General features: G+C 36.9%; 16 protein-coding genes. 10 read left to right on the forward strand and 6 right to left on the reverse strand.

The genetic code is table 11. The features are described 5' to 3' along the window. Positions 1-51: 51 nt before the first annotated feature. The 3 genes from mpl to J3U63_RS12010 all read left to right on the forward strand — a co-directional run bounded on the left by mpl (position 52) and on the right by J3U63_RS12010 (position 3,423). Entirely contained in the window at positions 52-1,446 is a 1,395-nt protein-coding gene (gene mpl / locus J3U63_RS12000) for a UDP-N-acetylmuramate:L-alanyl-gamma-D-glutamyl-meso-diaminopimelate ligase (RefSeq protein ID WP_267334304.1), read from the forward strand. Between the two features lie 77 nt (positions 1,447-1,523). Continuing rightward, entirely contained in the window at positions 1,524-3,008 is a 1,485-nt protein-coding gene (locus J3U63_RS12005) for an NAD(P)H-hydrate dehydratase (protein ID WP_267349063.1), read from the forward strand. Between the two features lie 55 nt (positions 3,009-3,063). Next, positions 3,064-3,423, forward strand: coding sequence for a helix-turn-helix domain-containing protein (locus J3U63_RS12010; protein WP_267334302.1), 360 nt, complete (start codon positions 3,064-3,066; stop codon positions 3,421-3,423). Positions 3,424-3,495: 72 nt separating this feature from the next. Here the strand turns inward: J3U63_RS12010 and J3U63_RS12015 are convergent, their stop codons facing one another. Both J3U63_RS12015 and J3U63_RS12020 read right to left on the reverse strand, forming a co-directional pair. Then, entirely contained in the window at positions 3,496-4,863 is a 1,368-nt protein-coding gene (locus J3U63_RS12015) for an L-serine ammonia-lyase (RefSeq protein WP_267334301.1), read from the reverse strand. A gap of 254 nt (positions 4,864-5,117) precedes the next feature. Continuing rightward, positions 5,118-6,422: a serine/threonine transporter gene (locus J3U63_RS12020; protein WP_267367507.1), complete on the reverse strand. Its 1,305-nt coding sequence runs from the start codon at positions 6,420-6,422 to the stop codon at positions 5,118-5,120. 357 nt (positions 6,423-6,779) lie between these two features. Here J3U63_RS12020 and proS point away from each other — a divergent pair, with 357 nt between their 5' ends. Then, entirely contained in the window at positions 6,780-8,501 is a 1,722-nt protein-coding gene (gene proS / locus J3U63_RS12025) for a proline--tRNA ligase (RefSeq protein ID WP_267371649.1), read from the forward strand. A 763-nt stretch (positions 8,502-9,264) separates the two neighbouring features. Next, a complete protein-coding gene (locus J3U63_RS12030) occupies positions 9,265-10,722 on the forward strand; it encodes a M48 family metalloprotease (RefSeq protein WP_065798965.1) in 1,458 nt (485 codons plus the stop codon). Positions 10,723-10,803: 81 nt separating this feature from the next. Here J3U63_RS12030 and J3U63_RS12035 read toward each other — a convergent pair whose 3' ends face one another. Both J3U63_RS12035 and rluC read right to left on the reverse strand, forming a co-directional pair. Then, positions 10,804-11,466 (reverse strand): histidine phosphatase family protein, encoded by a 663-nt coding sequence (locus tag J3U63_RS12035; protein WP_267334298.1) that lies wholly within the window; start codon positions 11,464-11,466, stop codon positions 10,804-10,806. A gap of 24 nt (positions 11,467-11,490) precedes the next feature. Beyond that, entirely contained in the window at positions 11,491-12,474 is a 984-nt protein-coding gene (gene rluC / locus J3U63_RS12040; protein ID WP_267334297.1) for a 23S rRNA pseudouridine(955/2504/2580) synthase RluC, read from the reverse strand. A 149-nt stretch (positions 12,475-12,623) separates the two neighbouring features. Here rluC and dsbB point away from each other — a divergent pair, with 149 nt between their 5' ends. The 4 genes from dsbB to rapZ all read left to right on the forward strand — a co-directional run bounded on the left by dsbB (position 12,624) and on the right by rapZ (position 15,489). After that, positions 12,624-13,157: a disulfide bond formation protein DsbB gene (gene dsbB, locus J3U63_RS12045; protein WP_267371650.1), complete on the forward strand. Its 534-nt coding sequence runs from the start codon at positions 12,624-12,626 to the stop codon at positions 13,155-13,157. A gap of 78 nt (positions 13,158-13,235) precedes the next feature. Continuing rightward, positions 13,236-13,892, forward strand: a complete 657-nt coding sequence (rluA, locus tag J3U63_RS12050; protein ID WP_267334295.1) for a bifunctional tRNA pseudouridine(32) synthase/23S rRNA pseudouridine(746) synthase RluA — start codon at positions 13,236-13,238, stop codon at positions 13,890-13,892. A gap of 67 nt (positions 13,893-13,959) precedes the next feature. Beyond that, positions 13,960-14,556, forward strand: coding sequence for an XTP/dITP diphosphatase (locus tag J3U63_RS12055; RefSeq protein WP_065634010.1), 597 nt, complete (start codon positions 13,960-13,962; stop codon positions 14,554-14,556). Between the two features lie 84 nt (positions 14,557-14,640). Beyond that, the gene (gene rapZ, locus J3U63_RS12060; RefSeq protein WP_065634009.1) at positions 14,641-15,489 is read left to right on the forward strand and encodes an RNase adapter RapZ; all 849 of its coding nucleotides are present in this window, start codon (positions 14,641-14,643) and stop codon (positions 15,487-15,489) included. Here rapZ and J3U63_RS12065 read toward each other — a convergent pair whose 3' ends face one another. Then, positions 15,490-16,311, reverse strand: a complete 822-nt coding sequence (locus J3U63_RS12065; RefSeq protein ID WP_267371651.1) for a divergent polysaccharide deacetylase family protein — start codon at positions 16,309-16,311, stop codon at positions 15,490-15,492. It lies immediately after the preceding gene. Continuing rightward, positions 16,311-17,522, reverse strand: a complete 1,212-nt coding sequence (gene envC / locus J3U63_RS12070; protein WP_267334292.1) for a murein hydrolase activator EnvC — start codon at positions 17,520-17,522, stop codon at positions 16,311-16,313. Before envC ends, J3U63_RS12065 begins: the two co-directional genes overlap by 1 nt. Positions 17,523-17,731: 209 nt before the next feature. Here envC and glyQ point away from each other — a divergent pair, with 209 nt between their 5' ends. Then, on the forward strand, positions 17,732-18,664 hold the full coding sequence (glyQ, locus tag J3U63_RS12075) for a glycine--tRNA ligase subunit alpha (protein WP_267334291.1): 933 nt from the start codon (positions 17,732-17,734) through the stop codon (positions 18,662-18,664). The last annotated feature ends 2 nt before the right edge of the window (positions 18,665-18,666 follow it).

An 18,666-nucleotide genomic window follows, 5' to 3' on the forward strand; every position in this document is an offset into this window, starting at 1 on the left:
TGATAAACAATTATTATCATCGATATATTTTATAAAAGTTAAGGATTAAAAATGCGTATTCATATTCTAGGGATTTGTGGCACATTTATGGCAGGAATTGCTTTGATAGCCCGATCACTAGGCCATAAAGTTACTGGTTCAGACAAAAATGTTTACCCACCCATGAGTACTCTCTTACAAAAAGAAAATATAGAGATTATTGAAGGGTACGACCCAGTACAACTCACACCTACACCAGATTTAGTTATTATTGGTAACGCTTTATCAAGGGGTAATCCTTGTATTGAATATATTCTTGATAACAATATCCCTTATATTTCTGCACCACAGTGGCTGCACGATAACGTTTTATGCAACCGTTGGGTCATAGCCGTTGCCGGTACTCATGGTAAAACAACAACAGCAGGTATGGTTAACTGGATTTTAGAAAAGCAAGGTTATAATCAAGGCTTTGTTATTGGTGGTGTACCGGGTAATTTTGATGTATCAGCAAGACTGGGGGAAGGCAACTTTTTTGTTATTGAAGCCGATGAATATGATTGTTCTTTTTTTGATAAACGTTCTAAATTCATGCATTATTGTCCTAAAACCTTGATAATGAATAATTTAGAATTTGATCATGCCGATATCTTTGATGATCTTAGTGCAATTCAAAGACAATTTCATCATTTAGTGCGCTTAGTACCCAGTAAAGGGCTTATCATTTCACCACAAGACGATGTCAACTTAAAACAAGTACTCGCTAAAGGCTGTTGGAGTGAACAAACATTTACTGAATCTGAAAATGGCTGGCTTGCACAACGCATTAATAATGATGCAAGTCATTTTGCGGTTTATTTTAATAATCAAAAAGTCGGTGAAGTGCAATATTCACTTGTTGGCGAACATAATATGCATAATGCATTAATGGCGATTGCAGCTGCGCATAATGTCGGAATTGCACCTGCTGATGCATGCGAGGCATTAAGCACTTTTGTTAACGCTAAAAGACGCTTAGAGCTGTATGGAGAAGTCAATAATATCGAAATATATGATGATTTTGCCCATCATCCAACAGCAATATTGGCTACATTAGAAGCATTACGTAGCAAAATTGGGGCTAATCGTCGAATATTAGCCGTACTTGAGCCGCGATCAAATACCATGAAATTGGGTGTATCAAAAGATGAATTAGCACCTTCACTAGGACGAGCTGACGAAATTTTCATCTTTCAACCTGAACATTTACCTTGGTTAGTTGCAGATGTGGTTGATGCCTGCATCCAGCCTGCACATTGGTCTGGGGATATCGATCTATTAGTTGAGATGATCAGCAAATCAGCTAAACCGACTGATGCAATTTTGATTATGAGCAATGGTGGTTTTAGTGGCATCCATAAAAAAATTCTAGAAAGTTTAGAAAGGCAGCAACTCAAAGATCAGCAAGAAGAACAATTATTGATCTAAAACAGAAATTAGATTAACTCACCATAATAATTTAGCCACATAATGTGGCTATTTTTTAAAGGCAAGACGGAGGCAGTATGCAATACTTGGTCACCTCATCTGAAATGAAACAATTCGATACTTATACAACTTCGGATGTGGGCTTACCCCCATTGGTACTTATGGAACGCGCTGCCCTTGCTGTTATCAAACAACTTAAATCTGGTGAATTTGATTTAAACAAAGTTGCGCTCCTATGTGGTTATGGTAATAATGGCGGAGACGGTATTGCCGTTGCTCGGCTACTCAAATTACAACAAATTGATGTTGTTATCTATTTAGTCGGTAATGCTGATAATGCTTCGACCGAAACATTACAACAAATCAAAATAGCTCAGCACTATCAAATCCCTATCATGATATCGTTACCTGATTCACTTTCATCTTATACAACAGTTGTGGATGCCATTTTTGGTATTGGCCTTAATCGAGATGTTAGTGGTGATTTTTTGCGAGCGATTGAGCTGATTAATCAAAGTCATGGCGATATACTCGCTATTGATATCCCTTCCGGCGTGTGTGCTAACACCGGTAAAATATTAGGTGCTGCGGTAAACGCGAAACAGACAGTAACGTTTGCCTATGCTAAGCTCGGATTATCTTTTTATCCTGGCATTGAACTAGCCGGCAAAATAACCATTGCCGATATTGGCATTTATGCTGACAAACCAGCAGCGCATTATACCTTTGAGCAAGATGATCTGGATAACTTGTTACCTGTGCGAGCAAATGATTCCCATAAAGGCTCTTATGGTAGAGTATTGACCATAGCCGGTTCGCAAAACATGTCCGGTGCCGCTTACTTTTCGGCTAAAGCCGCCTATCGAGCTGGTGCTGGGTTAGTACGTATTTACACACCAAGTTGTAATAGCGGTATTTTATTATCTCAACTCCCCGAAGCATTATTATCGCCTTTTACGCCGAATCAAGTTAATTTTACTGAACTTGAAACAGGGATAAATTGGGCATCAGTAATTGTTATCGGTCCCGGTATGGGGATATCTGATGATACTTATAAGATTTTATCTTATGTTGTTCACCATGCAACCGTACCAATAATTATTGATGCTGACGGGCTTAATGTTTTATCGCAAGATTTGTCATTACTTGAACAGGCAAAATCAACCCTTATTCTTACGCCACATTTAGGTGAAATGGCGAACTTAACAAAGCTACCTATCGATAAGATTAAAAATAATTTAATCGCAACAGCAAAAGCATTTTCGCAACAACACAATGTCATTTGTGTGCTTAAAGATGCTAAGACCGTCGTTGCCCACCCTAACAAACCAACCTATATTAATCAATCAGGCAATAATGGTATGGCAACTGCTGGATCAGGTGATGTGTTAACTGGTATTATAGCAGGACTCATTGCCGGTCACTTACCCGTAGCTCAAGCAGCCCCAGTAAGTGTTTACTTGCATGGTTTGGCTGGTAATAAGGCAGCTGAAAAATTAAATAAATACAGTTTATTAGCTTCTGATATCATCGAAGGTTTAACACATATACTACCCAATTAACCCCGATACAATAGGCTCAAAACTCAATGCATTATGTTTATATTGAGGATCACGCATGAATCAAACAACTGAAATTGTTGCAATGTTATGTCGCAGAATTAAATTGGCAAGAATTGAAAAAAATTTATCTCAACAAGAACTTGCTCAAAAATCTGAACTTGGCATAGCAACAATTAAACGTATAGAAAATGGTGAATCCATTACTTTACATACACTAATAAACGTTCTACGAGGATTAGACGAACTTGATCAACTCAATAATTTACTCGCCTACAATGAACTAATGCATAGCACATCAACCAATCAAGCCAAACGAAAAAGAAAGTTACGTTCAATAAAAAGTGAAAAAGTCGATATGCTGGTTAATAATGACTTTTTACGTTCCAAGGCGAATACCATGCGCTGGAAATATTAACTTTGATCGCTTCAATTCACCAAATGACTAGTCGGCAAATTGAAGGATTAATCTATCTCAGTTAAAGGCGAATTAATTACAGTAAACGGTAATTGCCAGCCCGCCTCGTGATGTTTCACGATATTTAGCATTCATGTCTTTACCGGTTTCATACATTGTTTCAATCACCTTATCAAGCGACACTTTGGCAACTGTTGTGCGCCTTAACGCCATTCGAGTCGCATTAATTGCTTTAACAGAGGCAATTGCATTACGCTCAATACACGGCACTTGTACCTGCCCAGCAACCGGATCGCAAGTCAAACCTAAATTATGTTCCATGGCAATCTCAGCGGCCATACAAACTTGCTGTGGATTTCCACCTAAAAGCTCGGCAAGACCAGCAGCAGCCATTGAACAAGCAACACCCACTTCACCTTGGCAACCGACTTCTGCTCCCGATATTGAGGCATTTTTTTGGTAAAGTTGCCCTATTGCTCCGCAAGTTAAAAAGAAACGCATTGAGATTTCAGGCGTAACAGGATTAATAAACTTATCATAATAGGCAAGAACCGCAGGAATAATCCCACATGCACCATTAGTTGGCGCTGTTACCACCCGTCCACCAGCAGCATTCTCTTCACTCACCGCTAAGGCAAACATATTGACCCAATCAATAATCACCATAGGATCGCTAATAATATTATCTTTAGTGGTTGATAATTGACGGTATAGCGAAAACGCACGACGTGGCACTTTAAGTGGACCTGGTAATAGCCCCTCGGTATTCATTCCCCGTTTTATACAATCTAAAATGGTTTGCCCGACATGATGAAAATAGTTTTCAATCTCTTCATAAGAGTGCAGTTCCAGCTCGTTTTTCATCATAATACTGGAAATGGATAACGAATTATCTTCACACGATTTTAATAGCTGCGCAGCAGTCGAGAATGGGTAAGGCAATAAAACTGGATTTTGATCTTGTTGACCAAATTGTGCTTCTTCAACAATTTTGCCACCACCAACAGAGTAATAAGTTTTTTGCAACAGCAAATCATCACCATGATAAGCGCTGAGTGTCATACCATTTTCATGCAATGGTAAAAACTTAGAGTGAAAAATCATACACTCAGCTAGCGGAAAATCAATTTCATAACGATTGTTATAAATCGGTAATCGATTAGTCTGGCTAATTTTTTCAATAAATATCGGGATGTTATCAATATTTACGGTATCGGGTTTTTCACCTGCCAGTCCCATAATAATGGCAATATCGGTTTGATGTCCCTTACCTGTTAATGATAATGAACCATAAACGTCCGCTACAATTCTTGTCACAGACGGCATCAACCCTTTACTTATCAGCTCATCGACAAATGCTTTTCCGGCTCGCATTGGTCCGACTGTATGTGAACTTGACGGCCCAATACCGATTTTAAATATTTCAAATACCGAACTCATATTTTTCCCTTTTCAAAACTCAATGTAACTAAACCACATTGATAGATACTTTATAGATTACTCAATCAAATTAGATAATAAATATCTGTGTTAAACGTTTAACAACCAGCAATTAGGGCAACGCGCCTAATCCTTAAAATGAAAATCAAGATTGATTAAAAACACAACTGATATCAACTCGAAAAATATTGATCCGCCTATTAACCTAAGCGGATTTTTTCTTTAGATGGTCATCATAACGGATAAATTCAAGCTTAAAGCAAATTATAAATAGCTGCTGAAATAGCAATCAATCCCATAATGACAATAAACACATTGCTTAATTTGCCACGATACTTAGCTAATGCCGGTAATTTGTGAATTGCATACATTGGCATTAAAAACAGAAGTATTGCTAAAATTGGTCCACCCAATGATTCAATTAAACCTAAAATACTTGGATTGAGTGTTGCTATTCCCCAAGCAGTGATAAACATAAAACCAATGGCAATTTTATCTAATTTTGCTGGTGAAATTGTTTTATCACAGCTACGTAGTAATTTATTCACCACCCCATTAAAGCCCTCTTTACCCCCTAAATAGTGCCCTAAAAATGATTTAGCCATTGCAATAAACGCAATTGGAGGACCAATATACTCAATCACAGGTGAATTAAATCGGTTTGCCAAATAAGATAATGTCGAAATATTTTGTGCTTTTGCATCCAATAACTCAGCAGGGGTCAAACATAGTGCACAACTAAACACAAAAAACATGACAGTAACGACCATCATTATATTACTTGCTGCAATAATTCTAGAGCATTTTTGTTCAGCATAAACATCGCCATACTCTTTGCGTTTAGCAACAGCTAAAGAAGAGATAATTGGAGAGTGATTAAATGCAAACACCATAACCGGAATAACCAACCACAGCGTCATTAAAATACTTTGACTTCCTTCACTGCCAGCACTGGTGAGTGAAACGTTAGAAAAAATCTCACCATTCCATTCCGGAATTAGAAATAACGCTAAAATCATCAGTACAGCAATAAACGGAAACACCAAAATCGACATCACTTTGACAATCAGCTCTTCACCAAAGTGAACAATCGACATTAAAAAAGCGACCAATATAAAGGATAATAACGCCCTAGGTATCGATGCCATGCCTAATTGATGTACCATAAAGCTATCAACGGTATTGGTGATCCCAACACTATAAACCAATAAAATGGGGTAGATAGCAAAAAAATAGAGCACCGTGATAAAGTTTCCGGCAGTTCGTCCAAATGCCTCTTCAACAACAACGGTGATATCGCCTTCAGGTTTTTTACCCGATAAAACAAATCGACATAATGCTTGATGGGCAAAAAATGTCATCGGAAAGGCAAGCACTAACATTACTAATAATGGAATTAACCCCCCAACACCTGCATTTATCGGTAAAAACAGTACGCCTGCACCGATTGCTGTTCCATACAGACTCAGCATCCATAACGTATCACTTTTACGCCACTTGGGTAATTTTGCCTCACTTTTTACCTCACTAGCTTGTTTATTGGCTATGGCACTATCCATATTACTATTCTCCTATACCTAAAAATTTGTGCGTATGATATCAATTTAAAAACGTTACTAAAGTGATCTACATCACACAAATTAATAAAAAATCAAATATAATCAATAAGATAAAGATATCTCTTTTGATACCTAGCCAACCGCAAAATCAATAAAGTATCAATTTTGATACAAAATGCACAAAAAGCATTATTGCTTGTGAATAAATTTGTGAGTCTGTTTGCTCAATCTCTTTAGGTTCATTACGCCGATGCTAAAAAAATAACAATAAAATTGCTTTAGTGTTACGCGCTGTACTGCTAAACTAGCTAACATTTTTATTATATTTATAGATAAATTATTTTTCAGGATAAATGTATGCGAACCAGTAAATATCTTCTTTCCACATTAAAAGAGACACCCGCAGATGCAGAGGTGATTAGCCATCAATTAATGTTACGTGCCGGCATGATCCGTAAAGTTGCCGCTGGATTATATACTTGGTTACCCACTGGTTATCGTGTACTAAAAAAAGTCGAAAATATTGTTCGCGAAGAGATGAATAAAGCAGGTGCAATTGAAGTATTAATGCCGGTTGTTCAACCTGCCGATATTTGGCAAGAGAGTGGGCGCTGGGAACAATATGGTCCTGAATTATTACGGATAAAAGACCGTGGTAATCGTGATTTTGTTTTAGGTCCAACTCATGAAGAAGTCATCACTGATTTGTTACGTAATGAAGTCAGCTCATACAAACAATTACCACTTAATCTTTACCAAATTCAAACCAAATTTCGTGATGAAGTGCGACCTCGCTTTGGTGTAATGCGCTCGCGTGAATTTATTATGAAAGATGCCTACTCGTTTCATACCTCACAAGAATCATTACAAGAAACGTATGATGATATGTATAAAGCCTATAGTGCAGTATTTACTCGTGCCGGATTAAACTTTAGAGCGGTGCGTGCCGATACAGGCTCAATTGGCGGTAACTGGTCTCACGAATTCCAAGTATTAGCCGATAGTGGCGAAGATGATATTGTCTTTTCAACTGAATCTGATTACGCCGCTAATATCGAGATGGCACAAGCATTAGCACCAACGCAAAGCCGCTTAGCACCAACTAAGGTGATGGAACGCATTGATACACCAAATGCAAAAACGATTGATGAATTAGTTGCACAATTCAATTTACCAATTGAAAAAACAGTTAAAACACTCATGGTTAAGGCGACAAAAGAGAGTGGGCACCAACTTGTTGCTTTATTAGTTCGTGGTGATCACACGTTGAACGAAATCAAAGCAGAAAAAATTGATATTGTGGCATCACCACTTGAATTTGCAACTGAAGAGGAAATTCGAGCAATTGTCAATGCTGGGCCAGGTTCATTAGGCCCTGTGAATCTTAATATGCCAATCATTATTGACCGCGATGTGGCTGTGATGAGTGACTTTAGTGCCGGTGCGAATATCGACCATAAACATTACGTTAATATCAATTGGGAGCGTGATGTTGCGTTACCAAGAGTTGAAGATATCCGTAATGTGGTGGAAGGCGATATTAGCCCTGATGGTAAAGGGACATTACAGATTAAACGTGGTATCGAAGTTGGGCATATTTTCCAACTTGGTACGAAGTATTCAGAGGCAATGAAAGCAACGGTCCAAGGCGAAGATGGACAAAACCACGTAATGATTATGGGCTGTTATGGTATTGGGGTTAGCCGAATTGTTGCAGCTGCAATCGAACAATGCCATGATGATCGAGGTATTGTATGGCCAGAAGCTATAGCCCCATTTAGTGTGGTCATCATCCCAATGAACATGCATAAATCAGAAAAAGTGCAAGCAACTGCTGAAAAACTGTATGCTGATTTACAAGCTTCTGGCATTGAAGTTTTATTTGACGATCGTAAAGAGCGACCAGGTGTGATGTTTGCCGATGCAGAGTTAATTGGTATTCCACATACTATTGTTATTGGTGAACGTAATCTAGAAAATGGTGAAGTGGAATATAAACATCGCTGTGGTGGTGATAAGCAAATGATAAAAATTAACGATATTGTAGAATTTATCAAAAATTGTCAAAGTAAAGCATAAAACCATTACTGATTTAATCTTAATAATGTTAAAGAAAGCACAACACTTAATCACTCTTAATGTTTGAGTTTAAAAAAATAGGGAGATATTATTGTTGTGTTTTCTAGCATTATCCATAATTGACTATCAATATAAAGTAAAACCTCATTCACAATAACCCAATAATTTTTATCAAATTGGAATAATATTTGTCGAACAAAACAGCCGACTATAAAGTAGATACAATATCTGAATAAGCTAGGTTTTAAAACCATAATCAACTTGCATGTATTGCATAGTGATCGGGATAGCTTGAATAATACCGATCTTACCGAAGTTTGGATTAAGATACGGACTAGCCAGATTACCGACGAAAAATCATTGTAATACTTAAATCCTTTAAACAATCACCAAACCAATATTAGTTCATTGTTGACATGGCAGTGAACGAACTAGCATGACCGGTGCTATATACCGTTTAGTTTTTCAATTGGGTAAAGCTAAAGTTGTTAATCAATTAATGCAGCCTGAATTCGATCATCACTATAATGTGTACCCGAATATTATTAAGTATATAAAACAGTTGATATTGAAAATATTCGCCAAGCAGCATTTCAATAATTTTTTTAATAAATTAGTTTAAAATAACTTTCCCTAAGTAAGTAATTACACGCGTAAGTTAATCTCTTTTTAATATTCGTATTGAATTAAAATTGACAGTGATATTGCGTTTTTTTTCAGCTAAAATAAGGCAATTTAATTGTTAATTTAAGTGGTCTAAATAATGTTAAAAAAAGCAATCGCATTGGCACTCACTACCTCATTATTGTTGCAAAACTCACCGTTAGTTTTTGCTGATAACATTAACCTACCTGATATGGGAACCGCTGCTGCATCAACCTTAAGCATCGGTCAAGAGATGGAAATGGGGGATTATTATATGCGTTTGCTACGAGCCGATGCCCCTATCATCAATGATCCCGTGCTCAATCAATATATTAATGATTTAGGTAAAAAACTCGTGTCAAAAGCGGAATCAGTCCAAACACCTTTTCATTTTTATATTATGCGCAGTGATGTCTTAAATGCGTTTGCCTTTTTTGGCGGTAATGTGGTGATTCATTCTAAACTGATTTTAGACACTGATAATGAAAGTCAATTAGCTTCAGTTATGGCGCACGAAATCGGCCATGTGACTCAACGTCACTTAGCCAGAGCAATGGAAAACCAAAACCGTAATAGTCCTTATGTTTGGGGTGCAGCATTAGGCTCATTACTACTTACGCTGGCGAATCCTGATGCTGGAATGGCCGCGATGACAAGTACGATGGCAGGTTCTGCACAAAACACAATTAGTTTTACACAAGCTAATGAACAAGAAGCCGATCGCGTGGGGCTTAGAACATTGGCTAAGGCAGGATTTGATCCTTATGCTTCATCCGAATTTTTACAAAAATTAGCTGATCAAACACGTTTTAGCAGTAAACCACCTGAGATTTTACTCACTCACCCACTACCAAATAGCCGTTTATCTGATATCCGTAGCCGTTCTATGCAATATAGTAAAAAAGAGCTACCACCCTCTCTAAACTACTATTTAGCAAAAGCGCGTTTGGCTATTTTAATAACTAATAATCAAAATACCGGTAAATTATTAATTGAAGATTATAAAAAGCTGAATAATGAACAAAGTAAGATTGCTTTAGTCTATGCTAATGCTCTGTTTGATTATCGTAATAACAATTACCAAAAAGCCAAACAGCAACTTCAACCATTACTAGATAATGATCCAAATAATCTGTGGTACATCGATTTAATGACAGATATTGATCTGGACATGAATAATAATGCAGCAGCGATTAATCGGTTACAAACTGCTTTAAAAAAATCCCCAGATAGTTCAGCATTACAATTAAACTTGGCTAATGCATACGTTAAAAATCGTAATTACCAACAAGCGGTGAGCTTATTACACCGTTATACCTTTGATCATAGTGATGATACAAATGGTTGGGATCTACTAATTACAGCTTATGGTGGATTAAACTCAAGGGCAAAAGAAATGAGTGCAAGAGCAGAACTTGTTGCATTAGAGGGGCAATTTCAACAATCTATTCAATTACTGCAAAATGCCAAAAAACAAACTAATGGCGATCAAACAATGATATCGAAGATTGATGCCAGAATAAATCAGTTACAACAACTTCAAAAACGTTACGCCCCTTATAGTAAAAATAGATAAGTTTACTAATTAGGCTCAATATTTCTCGACTAACGTTATAAAAGGCATTAGTCGAGAAATAAAAATGGGGTAAATTGCTGGTTATTTATCAGCTAAATGATCAACATTATTATAATAGTTAACCGTAAATTTACCTTCAGATTGACCATCTTGTTGCTGATAATTTACTACACTGACACTGGTATTTAACATTCGTGGAAAATAGTCTTCATCCCGATGTAAACGCCAATCACCACCATTTAATACACAAAGTAATAAACGTAACACGGTGCCATGCGAAACAACTAAAATATTACCTTTATCTTCACTGGCATTTTGAGTAATGGTATGCAGTGCACGTTTCATTCGTACCAGTGTATCAAGATAATTTTCACCGTGATTAACAGAAGCATCAAAGTTAGCTGGATCGGTTAGATAAGTATTAAATTCAGGCACTTCTTTTTTCAAATAAGGGACAGATTTTCCTTCCCAAAGACCAAAATCCATCTCACATAAATCGGCTAATTCAAAGGTTGGAATTTTATTATCATTTTCGTGAACGATATAATCACGTGTTTCTTTAGCGCGTAGCTGTGGGCTTGAATAAGCTTGCATAAAAGGAATATGCTTTAAATATTGGCCTGTAATCTTCGCGCCCAAAATACCTTGTTCAGTTAACGGTGAATTTTGCGATCCTTGCATCTGATCTTTAATATTCCACTCGGTTTGGCCATGTCTAATTAAGTATAAATTAAGATCTTTCATTCGTCCTCACTACTTTTTTTCAATTTAAGATTCGGTTTGATGATGCTTTTCTGTTCTAAGATAACTTAAGCATGCTTGTAATTTATCATCCATTGTTGCGCTTAACTGCATATCTTGTAACGTTTTAGGATGAATAAAGGTCACATTGGCTGCATGCAAAAATAATCGATTAAGTTTAGTATTGGCTAATAACCTATCAAATTGGCTATCACCATAACGATCATCAAATGCAATAGGATGATTGGCATATTGAGTATGTACACGAATCTGATGTGTACGGCCTGTAACAGGACTGGCTTTAATCAACGTTGCAAACTTAAATCTCTCTTCAACTTTAAAACGTGTCTCTGAAGGTTTACCTTCTTTATCGACTTTAACCACTCGTTCGCCACTTTTCAAAACATTTTTAAGTAACGGTGCCTGTATAACTTTGCATTCAGAAGGCCAATCACCTTTTACTAATGCTAAATAGTTCTTTTTCATCTGTTTTAGACGCAGTTGTTCATGCAGTGCTTTTAATGCTGAACGTTTTTTAGCAATGAGTAACACACCTGAAGTTTCGCGATCGATTCGATGAACCAATTCCAGGAATTTTGCTTCAGGTCTCAATGCTCGAAGTCCTTCAATGACCCCAAAACTTAAACCACTACCGCCATGAACAGCAATACCCGAGGGTTTATTAATAGCCATTATCACATCATCTTCATAAATAATGGCTTTTTCTAAATCGGCAACTTTATTTAATTTAGTTGAGATTTCAGGTGAGGTTTTTTCTGCTACGCGAATAGGCGGTATACGAATTTCATCCCCAATATTGAGCTTATACTCGGGTTTAATGCGTTTTTTATTAACGCGTACTTCACCTTTCCTCAGTATGCGATAAATCATACTTTTGGGCACACCTTTCAAGTGTGTGATAAGAAAGTTATCAATTCGCTGCGTCGCATTTTCTTCAGTGATGATAACAAATGAGACCTGTAATTTTGTTTGTGGAACGTTTGAATCCATAAGAAATGATTAATCCGCCATCAATAAATAAAAGTCGTTTACATTATTCGAAAATAAACTACACTACCACTAATTAAAAATAAAGACAGATTATTTTCGATATAATTAAAGATAGCTAATTATAGCCGAATATGGAGGAATAAAACAGTATGTTATCGTTACTTAATCAATACTCTCGCGCAAGATTTGCTTGGTTTTTACTCTTCCTCTCAACCCTTATTTTCGAGTTAACTGCACTTTATTTTCAACACAGCTTAGGACTAGCGCCTTGCACACTGTGTATTTATCAACGTTGCGCCATTTTTGGCATCATGTTAGCCAGTATTATTGGCTTAGTTGCACCGAATAATTTTATTTTTAGAATAATGGGGATCGCCATTTGGTTAATTAGTGCATATAAAGGCTTTAACTTAGCAACATTTCACGCCCATTTACAATTCGAACCAAACTTTAGTGACACTTGCGCTATTAATGTTCAGTTTCCATCATGGCTACCTTTAAACGAGTGGATACCGGGCCTGTTTAATGCTTACGGCTCGTGTGCAGATAAAATTTGGTCTTTTTTAACCATTGAAATGTCACAATGGATGATCATTATTTTTGCTTGCTATTTTATAGTTGGATTATTCGTGTTTATTGCCCAATTTTTTGCAGTAAACAAAAATACCTTATGGAAAAATTAGGTGCGCTATAAAACTGGCACTTTTTGTTGAGTTTGTTAGAATGTGTGGCAATTTTATCTTATAAATTGTCATACATAAATGCTTTTGGAATATCATCCCCCTATTGACCCTTGGCTATCTATCTTATACCAAGATGATCATATTGTTGTTGTCAATAAACAACCCGGTATTTTATCGGTGTCGGGCAACAAACCTCAATTTATCGATAGCATTATTCATCGTTTACAGCAAAAATTTAGCTACGTCGAGTCCGTTCATCGATTAGATATGGCAACCAGTGGCATTATGGTTGCCGCTTTATCTAAACTCGCCGATCGAGAAATAAAAAAGCAATTTCGAGAACGAATCCCCAAAAAAAATTATATTGCCGTAGTTTATGGGCATATTAAAGAGGATAGCGGTCAAGTTGAATTACCGTTGATTTGTGATTGGCCAAACCGTCCACGACAAATGGTCGATTTAGAAAATGGCAAGCCGGCACTGACGTTATATCAAGTCATTTCAAGAAACCCTGATAACACAACTCGGGTTAGCTTATCGCCTTTTACGGGTCGATCACACCAATTACGCGTGCATATGCAAGCACTGGGACATCCTATTTTAGGCGATAAATTTTATGCACATCCTGAAGCCTTTTCTCGGTCTAAAAGATTGTTACTCCATGCGCAATCGTTAACAATTCTCCACCCCAAGACAGGTGAAAGTATGACCTTTAACTGCGATCCCGATTTTTAACGAAACTTATAAATCGAACAACGGTTAACGATAGTTATCAACATAATTTTATGGTAAGGAATTAAAGATGCAAAAAATTGTTTTAGCAACCAATAATCAAGGCAAAGTCAACGAATTGCAAACGCTTTTAGCCGATGCTGGCTTTAATATTGTGGCACAAAAAGAATTTAATGTTCCCGATGTCGATGAAACAGGTTTAACTTTTATCGAAAATGCCATTTTAAAAGCAAGGCATACCGCAAAATTAACAGGACTACCTGCTATTGCTGATGATTCAGGTTTAGTGGTTGATGCCCTTAATGGTGCGCCAGGCATTTATTCCGCGCGTTATGCGGGTTGCCATGGTAACGATAAATTAAATAATCAAAAATTACTTTCACAACTACACAATGTCCCAGCAGAAAAGCGCACTGCCTATTTTTATTGTGCCTTGGTTTTTATGCGCCATGATAACGATCCAACACCGATTATTTGTTTAGGCAAATGGCATGGATTAATCCTAAATCAAGAACAAGGAGAAGGCGGCTTTGGCTATGATCCACTGTTTTATATACCAGAATTAGATTGCACAGCTGCCCAACTTAGCAAAGAACATAAAAGCCAGATTTCACACCGTGGTCAAGCGTTAAAACAGTTAATTACTAAAATAAAATCCGAATATTAATAGCAATATCATCGATATATGAAATTGCATCTTGTTGAGTAAACGGTATATACTTAAGTTAATTAGCATATTGGAGTTAACATTGTGATTCTGATGATCGTTAGTGGCCGTTCAGGTTCTGGAAAATCGATTGCACTACGTGCACTAGAAGATATGGGTTTTTATTGTGTGGATAACATCCCTGTTGTGCTATTGCCACAATTAGCCGACTCATTAAAAAACAATAATACCCCCGTTGCTGTTAGCATCGATATTCGCAATTTACCGCCAAATTTTGATTTTAACCGCGACATTTTGCAACAACTGCCAAACTCTGTCACACCCGAGATTATCTTCTTTGACTGTAGCCGCAATACCCTAATTCGTCGTTATAGCGAAACCAGACGAATCCATCCCTTGACCAATCAAAAATACTCGCTTGAAGAAGCAATCGATCTTGAAGAAAAATATTTAGAATCATTAAAATCCAATGCAAGTTTAGTCATTAATACTGATAATCTTTCAGTACATCAACTATCAGACATTTTACGAACACGTATTTTAGGTAAAAAAGAACGTGAATTAACCATGATCTTTGAATCCTTTGGTTTTAAACATGGTTTGCCAGTCGATGCCGATTTTGTTTTTGATGTCCGTTTTTTACCTAATCCCCATTGGGATATTGCACTACGTCCCCTAACTGGATTAGATGAGCCAGTAAAAAAATATCTATTTCAGCATGATGAAGTGACCAATTTTATCTATCAAACCGCCAGTTATTTACAGCAATGGTTACCGATGTTAGAAAAAAACAATCGTAGTTATTTAACCATTGCTATTGGTTGTACCGGAGGCCAACATCGCTCCGTTTTTATTGCTGAACAGCTGGCTGAATTTTTCAAAGCACAAAATAAGCAAGTACAAATCCGTCACCGAACCTTAGAAAAAAAATAATTATTCCTTTTCGGTATGATAAAAATGCCAAACTTGATCGCAGCGCTGTTTATATCTGTCCATAATCTCTTTTAACGTTGCTTTTGGCTTTATTGGTTCAGGTTGTGGTGTAACAAGCTCACTGACTTTGATTAATGTTATATCTGAAGGCAATTGCGCTAATCTATTTTTTAATACATTGAGTGTCTGTGGATGAGGATGACCAATGGCAATGGCAACCCCTTTTTTACGAGCAACTTGAATAGCTAATTCAAATTGCTGGCTAATAGCATGTTCATTTTGCTGATCATCTAAAAATACATCACGCACAACTACAGGTATATTATAGGCGCTCGCTGCTGTTTTAACAGCTGTTTTGCCAATCGTTTTACTATCTAAAAAAAACATAGAGTGTGGGCTAAGTGCTTTCATAACATATTGCATACCATTAAGATTGGATGTCATTAAACTACCCATATGATTATTAACACCAATAGCATGAGGTACACGCTCAATAGCATTATTCACAATGCGATTAATCTCAGTTTCGCTCATAGTGGGGAACAATGTATCTTTTTCCAGTGGCTGCTTACCCATTGGTGCCATGGGTAAGTGTATAATCACATCATTCCCCTGTTCATGAGCCATATTAGCGATACGTTTTGCATTAGGTGAATGGGGTAAAACCGCAACTGTTATATCGGTTGATAATTTTATAATTTGCTCTTCATTATGTTGCCGATAACCAAAATCATCAATAACCAGAGCTAATTGTGCCGCAAAAACTAGACTTGGATTAAAAAATAACAGACTAATAAGTATGTGAATGATTAAACGATACATTATTTTAACCAACCTTTAGGATCTAACGCCTTACCATCTCGGCGAATCTCAAAATAGAGTCCTGAACTATTTTGCCCTCCACTTGAACCAACTAAAGCAATGGCCTGTCCAGTGGAGATTTTATCGCCTACATCGACTAAAACACGTTGGTTATAACCATATAAACTCATATCGCCTTTACCATGCTCAAGTGCAACCACAAAACCATAACCTTGCAACCAACTGGCCAGTATCACTCGACCATCAGCGATTGCCTTAACTTGGGTACCATCCTTCGCATTAATTACCATACCTTTCCAATACAGTTCACCTTGCAATGACTCACCAAATCGATGTACGACTGGCCCTGTGACCGGCCAATTAAATTGGTGTTGTGGTTTGCCTATACCACTGACACGTGCCATTAATGCCCGTTCATCAGAATTTAAAGTGTAGTTGGTGTTTTTTTGTTTCTGCTCAATATGTTTTGCCTGTCTTGCTTCTTCTTCGGCTAATCGTCGACTCTCTTTTTCGGCTTGAGCAATTTTTGCTTGTAACTTGGTTTCATTTTCACGCAGTTCAGCCAATCTTTGTTGATTGACCTGCATGGATGATTCGAGCGAAGTAATGGTTTTTTGTCGATCTTGACGGTTTTTTTCAAGACCAACTTGTTCTTGTTTCTGTTTGGTTTGTAATGCTTGCTGTGAAATTTGTTTATTTTGTAACGTTAATTTTTTTTCATTTAACTGTAATTGCGTTTCACGAAGTGCATTAATCAGTTGTTGTCTAGCTTGATTAATATAACCATAATAATTAATCAGCCGTTCATTACGCTCACTTTGTTCACTGGCAAAAATCAGCGATAAACCTGTTGTTTTTCCTAATTTAAATGCGCTTTCAAGTTGTTTAGATAATGCATCTCGCTGTTGTTGTTGCTTAATATTTAATTGTTCAATTTGTTTAATTAACCGATTAATTTCACTATCGATTTTTTTTAAAGTTAAATCGTTTTTCTCAATTGAAGTCAATAATTTTGCAATTTCTGTTTCTTGCTGTTTAAGATCATTAACTAATTGGTTTCGCTCTTTTTTTTGCTCAGCTAAACGATTTTCTTGTTCTTGAATTGAACGACGCAAAGTCTGTAACTGCTGATTATCATCAGCAGCATACAAAACATTAACTTGTGTAAGTCCAATAAAAATAAACGTTAGAAAATATCGATAAATAGCCATGGCATTATGATAAGTATTGATAACCAAGCAAAAGGGATAAAACACTATACCTAGAAATGCATAAAGATGCAAAACCAAAACTATTTAGATAAGCATTGAGAGTAATTGCAACAGATAGTAATTAGGCATTTCACAAGCTCCAATAAAAAGTATAAAATACAACACTATTTAAATTATCGAACAATCAATTCAACCATAAAGATAACATCATGCAAAAGTTTAATGTCAAAACCTTTCAAGGGTTAATACTAACGTTACAAGATTACTGGGCTAATCAAGGTTGTACGGTGATTCAGCCATTGGATATGGAAGTTGGGGCCGGTACTTCACACCCGATGACGTGTTTACGCGCTCTTGGACCTGAACCCATTAATGCTGCTTACGTTCAACCCTCTCGCCGTCCAACTGATGGGCGCTATGGTGAAAACCCTAATAGGTTACAACACTACTATCAATTTCAAGTTATCTTAAAACCCTCTCCAGACAACATTCAAGAGCTCTATCTGGGTTCATTAAAAGAGTTAGGGCTCGATCCAACCGTTAATGATATTCGTTTTGTAGAAGACAACTGGGAAAACCCTACATTAGGTGCTTGGGGGCTTGGCTGGGAAGTATGGTTAAATGGGATGGAAGTGACTCAATTTACCTATTTCCAACAAGTGGGTGGTCTTGAGTGTAAACCCGTCACTGGTGAAATCACTTATGGTTTAGAACGCCTTGCGATGTATATTCAAGGTGTCGATAGTGTGTATGATTTGGTTTGGAGTGATGGCGCATTTGGTAAAACCACTTATGGTGATGTGTTCCATCAAAATGAAGTTGAGCAATCAACGTATAATTTTGAATATGCCAATATTGATTTTCTATTTTATTGCTTTGAACAACATGAAAAAGAAGCAAAAATGTTACTTGAATTAGAAAAACCGCTGCCACTACCTGCTTACGAACGTATTTTAAAAGCTGCACACTGTTTTAATTTACTTGATGCGCGTAAAGCTATTTCAGTAACTGAACGCCAACGTTATATATTGCGCATTCGAACATTAACCAAAATGGTTGCTGAAGCATATTATGCATCACGTGAAGCGCTTGGTTTTCCAATGTGCCAACATTCACCGTCAAATCAAAGTGCATCAAAGTAGGA

Origin of the sequence: Gilliamella sp. B2838 (genome assembly GCF_026536185.1) — a bacterium.
Lineage (GTDB): Bacteria > Pseudomonadota > Gammaproteobacteria > Enterobacterales > Orbaceae > Gilliamella.

Bases quoted from the DNA above. Each gene is read 5' to 3' on its own strand.
- mpl (WP_267334304.1), top strand. From the start codon at position 52: ATGCGTATTCATATTCTAGGGATTTGTGGCACATTTATGGCAGGAATT.
- J3U63_RS12005 (WP_267349063.1), top strand. From the start codon at position 1,524: ATGCAATACTTGGTCACCTCATCTGAAATGAAACAATTCGATACTTAT.
- J3U63_RS12010 (WP_267334302.1), top strand. From the start codon at position 3,064: ATGAATCAAACAACTGAAATTGTTGCAATGTTATGTCGCAGAATTAAA.
- J3U63_RS12015 (WP_267334301.1), bottom strand. From the start codon at position 4,863: ATGAGTTCGGTATTTGAAATATTTAAAATCGGTATTGGGCCGTCAAGT.
- J3U63_RS12020 (WP_267367507.1), bottom strand. From the start codon at position 6,422: ATGGATAGTGCCATAGCCAATAAACAAGCTAGTGAGGTAAAAAGTGAG.
- proS (WP_267371649.1), top strand. From the start codon at position 6,780: ATGCGAACCAGTAAATATCTTCTTTCCACATTAAAAGAGACACCCGCA.
- J3U63_RS12030 (WP_065798965.1), top strand. From the start codon at position 9,265: ATGTTAAAAAAAGCAATCGCATTGGCACTCACTACCTCATTATTGTTG.
- J3U63_RS12035 (WP_267334298.1), bottom strand. From the start codon at position 11,466: ATGAAAGATCTTAATTTATACTTAATTAGACATGGCCAAACCGAGTGG.
- rluC (WP_267334297.1), bottom strand. From the start codon at position 12,474: ATGGATTCAAACGTTCCACAAACAAAATTACAGGTCTCATTTGTTATC.
- dsbB (WP_267371650.1), top strand. From the start codon at position 12,624: ATGTTATCGTTACTTAATCAATACTCTCGCGCAAGATTTGCTTGGTTT.
- rluA (WP_267334295.1), top strand. From the start codon at position 13,236: ATGCTTTTGGAATATCATCCCCCTATTGACCCTTGGCTATCTATCTTA.
- J3U63_RS12055 (WP_065634010.1), top strand. From the start codon at position 13,960: ATGCAAAAAATTGTTTTAGCAACCAATAATCAAGGCAAAGTCAACGAA.
- J3U63_RS12065 (WP_267371651.1), bottom strand. From the start codon at position 16,311: ATGTATCGTTTAATCATTCACATACTTATTAGTCTGTTATTTTTTAAT.
- envC (WP_267334292.1), bottom strand. From the start codon at position 17,522: ATGGCTATTTATCGATATTTTCTAACGTTTATTTTTATTGGACTTACA.
- glyQ (WP_267334291.1), top strand. From the start codon at position 17,732: ATGCAAAAGTTTAATGTCAAAACCTTTCAAGGGTTAATACTAACGTTA.